Origin of the sequence: Pseudomonas sp. B19125 (genome assembly GCF_044218855.1) — a bacterium.
Classification (GTDB): domain Bacteria; phylum Pseudomonadota; class Gammaproteobacteria; order Pseudomonadales; family Pseudomonadaceae; genus Aquipseudomonas; species Aquipseudomonas edaphica.
In genome coordinates, this window is sequence record NZ_CP162589.1 from 5793779 (window position 1) to 5807390 (window position 13612).

Consider the following 13612-nt stretch of genomic DNA (forward strand, 5'->3'; position numbering starts at 1 on the left):
GCGCAGCAGCCCCAAGACAGTCACCGCATTTCTCCAGACACACCGCAGTGGCAGGTTTTGGGGCCGCTTCGCAGCCCAACGCGGGGCAAGCCCGCTCGCCACAACAAGCCAGCTCCCACATTTGATCTGCGTTGAATCAATGATTGGCCGGCGCCTTGAGAATATCGCTGTGCAACGGGCCCTGCGGCGCGTTGGAGCCAGGCGAGCGCACTTGAATGATCAGCAGCGCCGCAATCACCGCCGGAATCGCGCAGAAGAAGAAAATCTGCTCCACCGGAATATGCATCGCCAGCAACATGCTGCCAAACAACGGCCCCAGGATTGAACCAAAGCGCCCCACGCCCAACGCCCAGCCGGTGCCGGTAGCACGCACATGCGCCGGATAGAAGTTGCTGGCGAAGGCGTTGAGGGTCAGTTGCCCACCAATAATGCAGAAGCCGGCCGCGAACACGCAGGCCACTAGATAACGCGGGTTGTCATGGTTCAGCCCGAGCAAAATCGTGCACACCGCAGCCGCCGCCAGCACGCCGGATAGCAGCCGCACTTTGCTTTTCAGGCGGTCGGCAAACCAGGCCATGCCGATGGCGCCCAAAGTGCCGGCAAACAGGAACATCGAGGTCACAAGGTTTGCTTGCTTCAACGTCAGGCCGCTTTCCAGCAACAGCGTCGGCAGCCAGCTGATCATGAAATACAGCAGGATCAGGCTGACAAAAAAGGTGGCCCAAATCAGCATGGTCGGACGTGCATAGCCGTTGCGAAACAGCTCCACCACCGTGAGTTTGCTGCCCTGCTCCTGAAGATTCTCTGCCTCGCTCGCCAGCGGCGGCTGCCAGTCGGGCAGCATGCGCGCCGTAACCTTTTGCAGTCGCGCATACGGCGGCGCATCCCGCAGCAAACGCGGCAAGGATTCCGGCAGCAACCACACCAGGAAGGGGAACAGCAGCAACGGCGTCACCCCGCCTGCCAGAAACACCGCCTGCCAGCCGTAGCCTTCGATAAAACCTGCGGCTACAAACCCACCCGCCGCGCCACCGAACGAGAAGCCGCAGGCGGCCAGGGTCACCATCAAGGTACGCATGCGCGGCGGGGAATATTCCGACATCAACGCCATGGCGCTGGGCATCGCGCCGCCCATGCCAATGCCGCAGATAAACCGCGCGGCCATCAGTGTGGTCAGGGAGTTGGCGAACACCATCAGCACGGTGAGGCTCGCGTAGATCAGCACGCAGGCGAGCAGGATACGGCGCACACCAAAGCGGTCGGCCAGCGGCGTTACCAATAACGAACCTAGGGTCAGGCCCAACAGGTTGGCGCTGAATACCGGGCCGAACGCGGCTTTTTCCAGCCCCCAATCCTTGGCCAATGCCGGCACTACGTAACCCAGCACCTGGGCGTCATAGCCGTCGGTTACCAGCAGCAACGCCAGCAACAGGAGAATCAACCACTGGTAGCGCGACACCGGACGGGCGTCGAGTGCCGCGCGAAAGCTGGCAATCTGATTGTGCATCGCAAGGTACCTGTTATTTTTATAAGGATGACGCGGATCGAACTGTGGGAGCTGGCTTGCCTGCGATGACGGTGTGTCAGCCAGCGAATGATCAACTGATAGACCGCTATCGCAGGCAAGCCAGCTCCCACATTGATTTAGGGGGTGTCGGGCTGGTTGGCCGGATGCGCTTGCACAAACGCCGGATGCTGCGCCGCCAGCGCCGCCACGCGTCCAATGCGTGGGTACGCGCCCAACGGCACCTTGAAGCGCTCAGCCGCGTACAACTGCGGGATCAGAAACGCATCCGCCATCCCCGGCTGGTCACCAAAACAAAAGCCTTCATCCCCAATCAACTGCTCCACCGCGCCCAGGCCCTGGCTGATCCAATGCCCGATCCACTCGAGCACTTGCGCCTCGTCATGCCCCCATTTACGCAGCAGGTTTTGCGTGCTGGAGTTGTGCAGCGGATGGATATCGCAGCCAATAATCGACGCCACCGCGCGCTCATGGGCGCGGGTCGCCAAGTCCTTGGAAAGCAGCGGCGCCTGTGGATAACGCTCTTCCAGGTACTCGATGATTGCCGGTGATTGAATCAACAGTTCACCCTCATCGGTACGCAGCGCCGGTACACGGCCCTGCGGGTTAATCGCCAGGTATTCGGGCTGGCGATTTGCACCACCCGGCGGCACCAGCAGGTTCACTGGCACGGCGGTAAAGTCCAGCCCCTTGAGCGCCAGGGCGATACGCACCCGGTATGACGAAGTAGAACGGTAGTAGGTATAGAGTTCCATCGCCCTGCCCTCTTAGCGTGCTGCGATCACAGTGCCACGGCATTCGCCGAAACCGATGGAGGCAAACCCCTCACGGCTGCAACGGGCGCGCAGGATGATTTCGTCACCATCTTCAAGGAACTTGCGCACCTCGCCGGAGGCCAGTTCAATCGGCTTTTTACCGCCTTCGGTGATCTCCAGCAGGCTGCCGAATTGCCCCGGCTGCGGCCCGGACAAAGTGCCCGAACCAAACAGGTCACCGGCCTGCAACTGGCAGCCATTGACGCTGTGGTGAGCAACCATTTGCGCTACGGTCCAGTACATGTGCTGGGTGTTGCTCAGGGTCAGGCGGTGTTCCGGCAAGTTTTGCTCGCGCATCGCGGCGGTGGTCAGCAGCACTTCCAGTTCGATGTCGAAACCGCCAGCGGCCTGGTCACGCGTGTCCAGCAGGTAAGGCAGCGGCTGCGGGTCACCTTCGGGGCGTGCCGGTTGGGCCTTGCGGAACGGCTCCAGCGCTTCGGCGGTGACCACCCACGGCGAGATGCTGGTGATGAAGCTTTTCGACAGGAACGGGCCGAGCGGCTGGTATTCCCAGGCCTGGATATCCCGTGCCGACCAGTCGTTGAGCAGGCAGAAACCGGCGATATGCTCGGCGGCGTCGCCAATGGCAATCGAGTCGCCCATGGCATTGCCCTGGCCGATCCAGATGCCCAGTTCCAATTCGTAATCCAGGCGCGCGCACGGGCCGAAGGTGGGCTCGGTGTGGCCGGCCAGCAGCGTCTGGCCTTTAGGCCGACGTACGTCCGTGCCCGAGGGGCGAATGGTCGAGGCGCGGCCGTGATAGCCAATCGGCACGTACTTGTAGTTGGGCAGCAACGGGTTGTCGGGACGGAACAGTTTGCCGACGTTTTGCGCGTGTTCGATGCCCACATAAAAGTCGGTGTAATCACTGATTTTTGCCGGCAGATGCATCTGGCAATCAGCCGCGCGGTGCAGCACCTGCGCCTCACGGGTGTGCAGCTTGCTGCCCTCGGCGAGCAGCTCCAGCAGGCGCTCGCGCAAGGCTACGCGCGGGCCACGGCCGAGTTCAAAAAACGCGTTCAGTTGACCACCGGCAGTGGCTTCAACGGCACGCCGTGCTTCACCTTCGAACTCATCCAGCGCGGCGTGCAGGTCGAGAATCGAATCGCCAATCGCCACGCCACTGCGCGGCGCCGAGCCATTGATGCTGAACACGCCCAGCGGCAGGTTCTGCAAGGGGAAATCGCGGTGGCCGTTGGCGGAGGCTACCCAGCTGCGGGTAAAGGTTGGCTGAGTCATCGGTTATCTCCGGTTCGGGTTGAAGGTGGCGGGCAGCGAGGCCCAGCACGCATCGTAGGAAGGTTGCAGTTGTGGGCACTCAAGGGCGAACTGTGTCGGGCGCAGCACCTGGCTAGTCTCAAACATGAAGGCCATGGTGTTATCGATCTTGTGCGGCGCCAGGTCCGCGTTGATGGCTTTGGTGCAGGTCTCGCCGTCCGGACCGTGGGCGCTCATGCAGCTGTGCAGCGACGCACCACCCGGCAGGAAACCCTCGGCCTTGGCGTCGTAGGCGCCCTGGATCAGGCCCATGTATTCGTTCATCAGGTTGCGATGGAACCACGGCGGACGGAAGGTGTTCTCGGCCACCATCCAGCGCGGCGGGAAGATCACGAAGTCGAGGTTGGCCAAGCCGTGCACACTGGTGGGCGAGGTTAATACGGTAAAAATCGACGGGTCCGGGTGATCGAAACTCACCGTGCCGAGGGTGTTGAAGCGGCGCAGGTCGTACTTGTACGGCACGTTATTGCCGTGCCAGGCGACTACGTTCAACGGCGAATGGTCCAGTTCGCAAGCCCAGAGTTCGCCGAGGAATTTCTGCACCAGCGTGGTCGGCTTTTTGCTGTCTTCGTAGTGCGCAACCGGCGTGAGGAAGTCACGCGGGTTAGCCAGGCCGTTACTGCCGATCGGCCCAAGGTCTGGCAGGCGCAGTGGCGCACCATGGTTTTCCGCGACATAGCCGCGAGCCTGCGCATCCAGCAGTTCGATGCGAAATTTCAAACCACGAGGCAGCACCACGATTTCCAGTGGCTCGACGTTCAGCACCCCCAATTCGGTGGCGATACGCAGACGGCCCTGCTCGGGGACGATCAACAGTTCGCCATCGGCGTTGAAGAACACCCGCTCCATGGAACGGTTGGCGCGGTAGTTGTAGATGCTGATGCCTGAGGGTTTTTCCGACCCGGAGTTAGCGACCATGCCTACAAGGCCGTCGACAAAGTCGGTCGGCTCACTTGGACTATCCAGCGGGTTCCAGCGCAAGCGATTCGGCGTCACCGCGCCCAACGGCCCACCGGCCAATTGCCGTTCCAGCTTGATAAACGCCGGGTGGTTGGCTGATGGCTGAATGCGGTACAGCCAAGTGCGGCGGGCTTCGCTGCGCGCCATGGTAAAGGCGGTGCCGGAGAACAATTCGGTGTACAGGCCGTAGGGGGCTTTTTGCGGGGAGTTCTGGCCGACGGGCAGCGCGCCGGGCAGGGCTTCGCTGGCGAATTCATTGCTGAAGCCCGACAGGTATTCGAGGTTCATGGATCATCCTCTGTGCGGAAGTTGTTTTTATCGTAATCCAGTTACGCATAACGTAATTTGATCACTATCGACCGTCAAGCTATAAAGACGCCCATTCATCTCTCGGATTCTCGCCCTTCCATGGAAAAGCCCCGCGACACCGGTAAACAGAAAGTCCGCTCGGCCGAAGTGGGCACCGATATCCTCAAGGCGCTGGCCGAGCTGTCCCCGGCCACTTCGCTGTCGCGCCTGGCCGACCATGTGCAGATGCCGGCGAGCAAGGTCCACCGCTATTTGCAGGCACTGATCGCCTCGGGCTTCGCCGAGCAGAACGCCGCCACCAACCATTACGGCTTGGGTCGCGAGGCCTTGCGCGTAGGTTTGGCAGCGCTGGGCAGCATGGATGTGTTGAAAGTCGGCGCGATGCCGCTGGCAGAGCTGCGCGATGAATTGAATGAAACCTGCTTTTTGGCGGTGTGGGGCAACCAGGGCGCGACCGTGGTGCAGATCGAGCCGGCGGTGCGCGCCGTCACCGTGGTGACGCAGCTGGGTTCGGTGCTGCCGCTGCTCAGCTCGTCCACCGGGCTGGTGTTCAGCGCCTATTTACCGTCGCGGGAAACCGTGGAATTGCGCGAACGCGAGATTCAGGCCGGGACTGCCCATGCCCTGGCGGACGACGAGGCTTACGCCAGCGCCTGCGAACAGATCCGCAGCCGTGGCCTGCACTTTGTGCATGGTTTGCTGATGCCCGGCGTGGATGCATTATCGGCGCCGGTGTTCAATGCGGTTGGGCACGTCGCGGCGGTGATGACCGTGGTCGGCCCCACCTCACTGTTCCATGCCGATGAAGACGGCCCGGCGGCGCAGCACTTGCTGGCGGCGACTCGGGCCGTGAGTTGGCGCATGGGCTATCAGCCCTGAATCACTCGTCCCAGCCTGACAAAGCCAGCGCCACGCGGTTTTCCACGGCTTTGACCTGCGCGCCACCCACCACGTAGTTGTTGCTCAGCATCGAGAACACCAGCTTGCGCCCCTTGCTATCGGTGATGTAACCGCTCAAGGACGACACGCCGCCCATGGAGCCGGTCTTGGCATGCAGGTTGTTCTCGGCCGGTGTACCGCGCAGGCGATACCGCAGGCTCCCGCCGGTCATGCGGTCGGTGTTGCCGGCGATCGGCAGCGCGTTGTACCAGGCGTTGAACCACGGCTGTTTACTCGCGGCCAGCAGCAGGTCGGTGAGGTTTTGCGACGACACCAGGTTACGCCGCGACAGCCCCGAACCATCGACCTGGCTCAATGTCGCCGTATCCAGCCCCTGGCGCTTGAGAAACCCGGCCACCGCCACCGCACCCGCCGCCGCCGTGCCGCTGTTGGCCGTCTGGCGGCCCATGGCCTTGAGCAAGGCTTCGGACATGTTGTTGTTCGAAAGTTTGAGCAGCGGCGTAATCAATTCCTGCAACGGCGCCGACTTGTGCTCGGCCAGTACCGTCACCGCAACCGGGCTGGCACCGCCCATCACTCGACGGCCAAGCACTGTGATGCCTTGCTGCGCCAGCGCTTGCTCGAACAGGTTGGCCACCAGTTGCGTTGGCTCCCAGACACTCACCAGTTGCTCGCTCTGTCGCCCCGGCGCCACGGCCCCACTGAGCTGCAGCAGGTTGGTGCCATGGCGACGGTTGATCCCGTAGGTGTTGCCCGGCCCGCTGACCGCGCGGTTGCTCAGTTGCAGGTAGTTGGTTGGCGGGAAGATGTCGACACTCACAGGCTGCCCGGCCCGCGCTGGCGCCTTGGCGGTGACCAGCACGCTGCCAGCATCGAAATCGGTATTGGGCGACACGGTCAGCGCCGAAATCTGTGCGCCGTAGTAGGTGGTTTCATCGTCATGGGACCAGTCGACACCCAGCCGCTCGGCGTCAAACCAGGTGTCGTCAAACACCAGGTCGCCCTGCACCTGACGCACGCCCTGGCTGGCCAACTGCGCCGCCAACGCCTGGTAATCGGCGAACTGAATGGTCGGGTCACCCAGGCCGCGCAGGTACAGGTTGCCGGTCAAGCGGTCGCCCTGGCGAATGCCGTTGCTCAGCAGTTGCGTGGCGAAACGGTACTGCGGCCCAAGCACATCCATGGCCGCGGCCGTGGTCAGCAGTTTGAGGTTGGAAGCCGGCACCAGCCGCGTGCGCGGGTTGTGCTGATACAGCGTGGCGCCACTGTTGGCGTCCCGCACCATCAGCGAGACCGAGGCGCCGTGCAGCGCCGGGTCGGCCAGCAACTGGTCGAGGCTGTGCCCGGTGGCCGTCTTCGAAGGCGTGGCGCAACCGCCCAGTAACAAACTCAAGCCCACCAGCATCGCGCTGGTGTGTATCCATCGACCCAACTGCATCAGTACCGTTTTCCCGCAAAGCCTTCAGTGGCGGCAACGCTACCAGCTCATTGCCGTTGTGGCGAGCGTGGCTGCTGTGGGATCGGGGCCGTTGTGGCGAGCGGGCTTGCCACAACAAGCTCCCTCGCCACAAGAGGTCGCTTGCCTTAAAACTGCAGCGTGCTGGAAACCGACACCTGCCGCGCATCGCCGATGGACACGAACTGCGTGTTCACCGACGAGGTGTAGTAGGTGCGATCAAACAGGTTCTTCACGTTGAGCTGGAACTTGACTTTCTGCCCATCGATTTTGGTGTCGTAGCTGGCAAACGCATCGGCCACGGTGTAGCTCGGCAGCTCGAAGCTGTTGGCCGCGTCCCCGGCCCGTTCGCCCACGTAACGGGCACCGGCGCCCACACGCAATTGATCGCCGCCGAGAATGCTGCCGAAGTCGTACACGGCCGACAACGAAGCGGTGTTTTTCGCCACGTTTTGCAGGCGATTGCCCTTAAGCGTCGGGTCTTCAGTCACCTCGGCATCGGTGTAGGCATAGCTGCCGATCAGGCTCCAGTTGTCGGTCAACTGGCCGCTGGCGTCCAGCTCAAGGCCACGGGAACGCACTTTGCCCGCCACGCTGTAGACCGCTGCCAAACCGTCGCCGACCTGCACCAGCACGTTGCGTTTTTCGATATTGAACAGCGCCGCACTGGCGGTTATACGCCCCGGTATGTCGAGTTTGGTGCCCAGCTCCCAGGCTTTGGACTGCTCCGGTTCCAGGCTGCCATCCAATACGCTTTTGTTCGCCAACGGCGCGATGGTGGAGTTGGGTTTGAACGACTCGGTGTAGCTGCCATAGAACGACAATTGATCGGTGTAGCGATACACCAGGCCGGCACGCGGCACCCACTTCTGGCCGTTGCCATCGGTGTTGGCGGTGAACGGCACGCCTTTGCCGGCGTATTGGTCGTACATCTGGTAGCGCGCACCGCCGACCAGAATCCACTGGTCATTGAGGTGGATGGCGTCCTGGAAGAATAGCGAATCGCTGCGCAGCAGGTCGGTCTGGTTACTGTCCGGCGCGCTGACTTTGGTGCCCGCGACTTCGTTGCCGTACACCGGATCGTTATAGTTGAAGACACCACGCGGCGCCTGGCGAATCAGGTCGGCGCGGTAGATCTTGCGGTACTCGTCGTCGAGCCCGAACACCAGGTCGTGCTGCATGCCGCCGACATTGACCTTGCCTTCCAGGCTGGTGGTGGCGAAGCGGTCGGTGGTCAGCGCACCCTGGGTGCCGTCCATGCTGCGGGTCAGGGTGCCGTTGGTGTTGACCTTGACTACGCGCACCTGGCTGGCGTCGTAGGTCTCGCGGTTCCAGCTGTAGCCGAAGTGCGCTTTCCAGTCGTCGTTCAAGTCGTGGTCGACTTCCAGGCGATACAGGTCGGAGCGGCCTTGCATATTGTTGAACGGCTCATCCAGCCGACGGGTCGCGGGGATGTTCAACGGGTGGTTGGTCTTGGGGTCGATGGCGGTGCCACGGTCGAACGGCGAGAGGAATTCGCGGTGCTCATAGGCGAACACCACTTTGGTGGTGTCGCCGTACCAGGCCAGCGACGGCGCCACCAACGTTTCGCGGTGGGTGCCGAAGTTGCGCCAGTAATCTTCGTCTTCGTGGTCGACGATCAGGCGATAGGCCAGGCCGCTGTCACCAATCGGGCCGGTGGTGTCGAGGTTGCCGCCGCTGCCGTTCTTGCCGTCACCGAAGGTCGAGCCGCGCGCGGTCAACGAGGTGGACTGCACCAGCTCGGGCTTCTTGCTGACGATATTGACCACGCCGCCCGGGTCCTGGATGCCATACAGCAAAGACGACGGGCCTTTGAGCACTTCGACGCGCTCGGCGGTGGCGTTCAGCGCCCGGCCCTGCACCACGGGCATGCCGTCCTTCATGATCGAGCCGTTACGGTTGTCACCAAAACCGCGCAGCATCACCGCGTCCTGGGTGCTGCCGAGGGTGTTGGCCTGGGTGATGCCACTGATATTGCCCAGGGCGTCATCCAGGTTGCGCGGCTGTTGGTCACGCAGCACTTGGGCCGGCACGACGTTGACGGTTTGAGGGGTTTCCAGCAGCAGGCCGTGGGAGCGCATCACCGAGCTGGTGGGCGGTGGCTGATAGCTGGTGGTGTCCTGGGCTTGGCTCGCGCCGCTGATGGTGGTGGCGCCCAGGTTGACTGCGCCATCGGTGGGCACAGGCTCAAGCGCCAGAGTGCGGGCGTCGATCTGGCGAAAGGTAAAGCCTGAGTTGCCGAGCAGCCGTTGCAGGGCCTGGGTGGCACTCATCTGCCCGCTGACGGCCGGGGCGCTAAGGCCATAGGGCGCTTCGTCGGTGTAGATCACGCTGATGCCGGTGACCCGGCTGAAATCGCTCAGCGCCTGGGGCAGCGGCTTGGCTGCCAGGGCAAAATTGAACTGCGCGCTTTGTTGCTCCTGCGCCTGCGCAATCGCCAGAGGCAGCAACGCCAGGCCTGATGCCGCCAATACCGAGGCTCCCAGCCACTGTTTTACCCAACCGCCCGCCGTCGACTTCATGCTGTGAGAACCCGTGTAGAAAACGCTGTTAATGCGAATAGCTCGCAGTTTCAAACACTACACGGATGGGCGGGCGATTTACCTCACCTTTGTTTGCAATTATTTTTATTTATTGCGCCTGAATGCGAAAGCCCATGCGTGGGAAGTGCACATGCACAGTGCCAGCACGCTCGTCGGTACGGCGCAGGATCAGCTCTTCACGGCCAGCGAACAGCAGTTCACCCGCCACCGGGTCGGTGCCGTAGTCAGTGGCCGCAATGGTCACCTGCTGGCCGGGCTTGAAGCCGTTCAAATCCTCGAACAGCTCATTCGGCAAAGCCGCAGGCGCGGTATTTCGCGCCACTTCCAGGGCTTGCTCGGCACTCATCTCGCTGAAAGTGCCATGCCCAAAGCCCAATACGCGGTCCAGCCAGGCAGCCACTGCCGGGTAGGCATCGACCAACGGCGCCGTCACCGATGAACCTTTGAGGAACCACAACGGGTGGGCCAGGGCAAAGTCAGCGATCGAGGCTTCACCGAACAGGAAGTCGCCGGCCTGGTGCTGCAGTTGTTGCTCAATACGGCTGACAATCGCCGGCCATTGGTGCTTTGCCTGCTCCAATTGCACGCGAACTGCCGTGCCACCACTGAACAATTTGGCGCGGTCGGCCACCAGCACCTGGATCATTTCCGGCGGCACCTTGGCAAATTTCACCGCCAGGGATTCCGGCTGGAACACCAGCGCCACGGCATGGGAGAACACCACCGAATCCGCCCAGGCAGCGAAACCTTGGGTCACCAGTTCCAAGCCTTGGGGAAACAGTGCCGGCGCGGACTTTTCCTGCTCCAAACGGCGGGCGATCAAAGCCGTGTCACAGTATATATCGGCGCCGACCTGCAGCACCGGGGTCTTGCGATAGCCACCGGTCAGCGGCATCAGGTCAGGTTTGGGCATCACCGGCGCGATACGCACCGAGCGCCAGGACAAGCCCTTGAAGCCCAGCAACAGGCGGGCTTTTTCAGCAAAGGGCGATTGCGGGTAATGGTGCAGGATCAACTCAGACATGCCAGGCTCCGCTCGATAGGTGAGCCGCCAGCTTAGCCTGCAAAACCGTGCGTGGGGACGATGAGAACCTATCAATCAAATCAATGAGCCACTCGCCGCCAGGCATTCCTTGGCGCTTTTCTTGAGTTTTTTGATCAGCCGCTCCTGACGCAGCGCCTCTCCCTTGGAAGCACACTGCTCGGTGTACACCAGCGCCACGGCCGGGCTGGACAGAAAAAACCGTGCGCCCTTGCCGCTCTGGTGGGAGGCAAAGCGGCGCACCGGGTCATTGCTGATGCCGCAATACAGCGAACCATTGGCGGCACGCACCAGGTAGACGAACCAGGGTTTGGGTTCAGGAAGTTCAGTCACGGGACGATTGCTGCAAACCAAAAGAACGCCAATCTTATCAACGACCGGCCTGAAATGCCTTCAAGCCTTTAAGCGCCTGGGCACGCACGGCGTTCTTCAATGCCGGCGACCAGCCCAGCAACAAGCCCTTCAAGCCCAACGCCTGGCGCGACCAACGCCACAGGTCGAAGTGGTCGTGGTGCTCGCAGATTTTGCCATCGCGAAACACAAACCGCGCACCGATATCGTTGACCACCGTATTGCCCGTGGCGCTGAACAGGTAGGTCGCCACCCAATGCGCACTGCCCGTGCTGTCATCACTGCGCACATGGTCGAAGGTCAGGGAGAAATCCTTGGCCCGCGTGGTGAGCATGCGCCACATGTCCCCGGCGTCGCGCCCGCGCAACTCACCAAAGGCCGGGTCGCTGAACACCACGTCGTCGGTGTAGCAGGCGGCCATGGCTTCGGCGTCCAGGCGCTGGAAAGCACTGTAGAACTCGGTGATCAGGGCGTTATGGGCATCACTCATGGGCAGGCTCCGCAGGCGTCGAAAGAATAGCCGCACGATAAGCTGCCCACGCTGCGCTGGCTACTGACATTCGCCACGCAAATGATGAGCCTACGGCACCATCCCAACACTGCGAGCATAGGCGAACAGGTCAACATCGGTGGAAATACTCAGCCGTTGCATGGCCGTGCTTTTCTGCTTGCTGATCGTGGAAATGCTGCGATTGACCTGTGCCGCGATCTCGCTGACGGTCATGCCGCTGGCCAGCATGCGCACCACCTCGCGCTCCTTGCCGGATAATTGCGGCTCCTGGGACTGATCGCCCGTGCCCGCCTCGACCATTTGCACCCGCAGGGATTCACTGGCGAACGTCTGGCCGGCACACACGGCCTTGATCGCCAGGGGCAGCTCCTTGGCCGAAGCACTTTTAGCCACCACTGCCTTGGCACCATGGGCGAAGGAAGCGCGCAGGGTGGCGACGCTGGCGAACATGGTCACCAGAATCACCGGCAACTTCGGATACTGGCGGTGCAGCAGGCTCAACAGCCCGTAGCCATCGGCCTGCTGACCGCCGGGCATGGCGAAGTCGGTGATGAGCAAGTCGCACGGCGTCGTACTTAACACGTCGAGCAATTGATCGGGTCCATCGGCCTCCGCGACCACTTTGCAGCGGCCATGCGCCTCAATCACGACTTTCTGCCCGATACGAACAATGGGGTGATCGTCAGCAATAATTACTCGAAGCATAAATTCCCACGAATGATGGCAACTTGAATCCGCGCAAAATACCCCCGCCGGCGCTCATCAACAACCGCTAACAAACAGCCGCTTACAGCCAACCCCAATGTTCACTCGTTCACATTTTTTTGCCTACATAACAACAGGAAAAAACCTACAGCCAAAACTAGATCGTCGGATTGCAAACGCTCAGTGAAAACACCACTCCTCAGACATCGGACAGGTACTCGAGATAGACGTACAACCGAGCCAGGAACAACTCCAATTGCACCTTGTGCGCAGCAACGCCCTGGGACCGGACCTGCTCAATCAGCCTCACCGCCATGGGTTCAAGGCCGGTGCCGCCCAAAAACACCAGGCTGCCCACCAAGCGATGGAGGCGTTCAGCTGTCAATGATGCGTTCAACGTCGCACAGGCATGGCGTAACAAACGATGGTCCTCCCACGCCTCGAACAGCAGGGTTTCCAACAATTGATCGACGACAGGCTCGCTGCCAAACGTCGCGACCAACGTGGCACGCGTTGGCCAGCCGGCGAGCGGTACAATGGCCGCCTGTTCGACATACCGATCATCCACGCCAGGCAACCAGCGCACCAACACCGCATGCAATTGTTCAAGGGTCAAGGGTTTGAGCAACCAGGCATCCATGCCGGCATCGCGGCAACGCTTGGGACTGTCATTTTGCAGGTTAGCGGTCAAGGCAATGATCGGCACTCGCCTCATCCCGGTATCGCACTCATGCTGGCGAATGGCGCGGGCCATGCTGTAACCGTCCATGAAGGGCATCTGGCAATCGCTGATTACCAGGTCGAAGGGTCGGGTGGTAAAGGCCACCAGCCCGAGGTAGCCGTCGGCGGCCGTCTCGTGCCCCAGCCCCAGTTTCTGCAACAAACCACCCAACAACAGGCGGTAGGCAGAATGATCATCCACAACCAGCACACTCAACTGCCGCCAATGAAACGGGGGAAGGGTTGGCGGCTTCAGGTTGTGGCTCGCTCCTGCTGTTGAACCTACCAGCGAACCCATCAGTACCTCTATCGCAACTATTGATCCAGCAGCAATCCGCAGCACTGATGCAATAGCTCTTGAGGCCTATCATGCAGCAATGGTCGACGCATTCTTCTGAATGCTATCGGCCAAAAACAAATAACCTTTCGAGTTAACCAAAGCCCATACAACAACTACGAAAATCCCCCCTGAATCA

The 13612-nt window shown here is 61.5% G+C and carries 12 protein-coding genes; 1 reads left to right on the forward strand and 11 read right to left on the reverse strand.

From position 1 onward, the window contains the following. Window positions 1–136: 136 nt before the first annotated feature. The 4 genes from AB4P96_RS26490 to hmgA all read right to left on the reverse strand — a co-directional run bounded on the left by AB4P96_RS26490 (window position 137) and on the right by hmgA (window position 4866). On the reverse strand, window positions 137–1507 hold the full coding sequence (locus AB4P96_RS26490; RefSeq protein ID WP_169986954.1) for an aromatic acid/H+ symport family MFS transporter: 1371 nt from the start codon (window positions 1505–1507) through the stop codon (window positions 137–139). Between the two features lie 137 nt (window positions 1508–1644). Continuing rightward, window positions 1645–2280 carry a maleylacetoacetate isomerase gene (gene maiA, locus AB4P96_RS26495; protein WP_395600293.1) on the reverse strand — a complete coding sequence of 212 codons (636 nt, stop codon included), beginning with the start codon at window positions 2278–2280 and terminating at the stop codon, window positions 1645–1647. A 12-nt stretch (window positions 2281–2292) separates the two neighbouring features. Next, entirely contained in the window at window positions 2293–3579 is a 1287-nt protein-coding gene (gene fahA / locus AB4P96_RS26500; RefSeq protein WP_099548460.1) for a fumarylacetoacetase, read from the reverse strand. Window positions 3580–3582: 3 nt separating this feature from the next. After that, window positions 3583–4866: a homogentisate 1,2-dioxygenase gene (hmgA, locus tag AB4P96_RS26505; RefSeq protein WP_395600294.1), complete on the reverse strand. Its 1284-nt coding sequence runs from the start codon at window positions 4864–4866 to the stop codon at window positions 3583–3585. 120 nt (window positions 4867–4986) lie between these two features. On the opposite strand from hmgA, the gene AB4P96_RS26510 reads away from it, so the two are divergent. Continuing rightward, window positions 4987–5766, forward strand: a complete 780-nt coding sequence (locus tag AB4P96_RS26510) for an IclR family transcriptional regulator (RefSeq protein WP_017135179.1) — start codon at window positions 4987–4989, stop codon at window positions 5764–5766. 1 nt (window position 5767) lies between these two features. Here AB4P96_RS26510 and dacB read toward each other — a convergent pair whose 3' ends face one another. From dacB to AB4P96_RS26545, 7 genes are all read right to left on the reverse strand, one after another. Further along, window positions 5768–7225 (reverse strand): D-alanyl-D-alanine carboxypeptidase/D-alanyl-D-alanine-endopeptidase, encoded by a 1458-nt coding sequence (gene dacB, locus AB4P96_RS26515; protein ID WP_026013537.1) that lies wholly within the window; start codon window positions 7223–7225, stop codon window positions 5768–5770. 146 nt (window positions 7226–7371) lie between these two features. After that, complete coding sequence (locus AB4P96_RS26520) at window positions 7372–9786, reverse strand: TonB-dependent receptor (RefSeq protein WP_176991334.1); 2415 nt, start codon at window positions 9784–9786, stop codon at window positions 7372–7374. A 109-nt stretch (window positions 9787–9895) separates the two neighbouring features. Continuing rightward, window positions 9896–10831 (reverse strand): glutathione S-transferase family protein, encoded by a 936-nt coding sequence (locus AB4P96_RS26525; protein WP_017135181.1) that lies wholly within the window; start codon window positions 10829–10831, stop codon window positions 9896–9898. 75 nt (window positions 10832–10906) lie between these two features. Beyond that, window positions 10907–11182, reverse strand: a complete 276-nt coding sequence (locus AB4P96_RS26530; protein WP_017135182.1) for a GIY-YIG nuclease family protein — start codon at window positions 11180–11182, stop codon at window positions 10907–10909. A 37-nt stretch (window positions 11183–11219) separates the two neighbouring features. Further along, the gene (locus AB4P96_RS26535) at window positions 11220–11690 is read right to left on the reverse strand and encodes a nuclear transport factor 2 family protein (protein WP_010212931.1); all 471 of its coding nucleotides are present in this window, start codon (window positions 11688–11690) and stop codon (window positions 11220–11222) included. A gap of 90 nt (window positions 11691–11780) precedes the next feature. Further along, entirely contained in the window at window positions 11781–12416 is a 636-nt protein-coding gene (locus AB4P96_RS26540) for a response regulator transcription factor (RefSeq protein WP_017135183.1), read from the reverse strand. Window positions 12417–12615: 199 nt separating this feature from the next. Beyond that, entirely contained in the window at window positions 12616–13434 is an 819-nt protein-coding gene (locus tag AB4P96_RS26545) for a response regulator (RefSeq protein WP_017135184.1), read from the reverse strand. Between the last annotated feature and the right edge of the window lie 178 nt (window positions 13435–13612).

Bases quoted from the DNA above. Each gene is read 5' to 3' on its own strand.
- fahA (WP_099548460.1), bottom strand. From the start codon at position 3,579: ATGACTCAGCCAACCTTTACCCGCAGCTGGGTAGCCTCCGCCAACGGC.
- dacB (WP_026013537.1), bottom strand. From the start codon at position 7,225: ATGCAGTTGGGTCGATGGATACACACCAGCGCGATGCTGGTGGGCTTG.
- hmgA (WP_395600294.1), bottom strand. From the start codon at position 4,866: ATGAACCTCGAATACCTGTCGGGCTTCAGCAATGAATTCGCCAGCGAA.
- AB4P96_RS26490 (WP_169986954.1), bottom strand. From the start codon at position 1,507: ATGCACAATCAGATTGCCAGCTTTCGCGCGGCACTCGACGCCCGTCCG.
- AB4P96_RS26535 (WP_010212931.1), bottom strand. From the start codon at position 11,690: ATGAGTGATGCCCATAACGCCCTGATCACCGAGTTCTACAGTGCTTTC.
- AB4P96_RS26540 (WP_017135183.1), bottom strand. From the start codon at position 12,416: ATGCTTCGAGTAATTATTGCTGACGATCACCCCATTGTTCGTATCGGG.
- AB4P96_RS26525 (WP_017135181.1), bottom strand. From the start codon at position 10,831: ATGTCTGAGTTGATCCTGCACCATTACCCGCAATCGCCCTTTGCTGAA.
- AB4P96_RS26545 (WP_017135184.1), bottom strand. From the start codon at position 13,434: ATGGGTTCGCTGGTAGGTTCAACAGCAGGAGCGAGCCACAACCTGAAG.
- AB4P96_RS26520 (WP_176991334.1), bottom strand. From the start codon at position 9,786: ATGAAGTCGACGGCGGGCGGTTGGGTAAAACAGTGGCTGGGAGCCTCG.
- AB4P96_RS26510 (WP_017135179.1), top strand. From the start codon at position 4,987: ATGGAAAAGCCCCGCGACACCGGTAAACAGAAAGTCCGCTCGGCCGAA.
- maiA (WP_395600293.1), bottom strand. From the start codon at position 2,280: ATGGAACTCTATACCTACTACCGTTCTACTTCGTCATACCGGGTGCGT.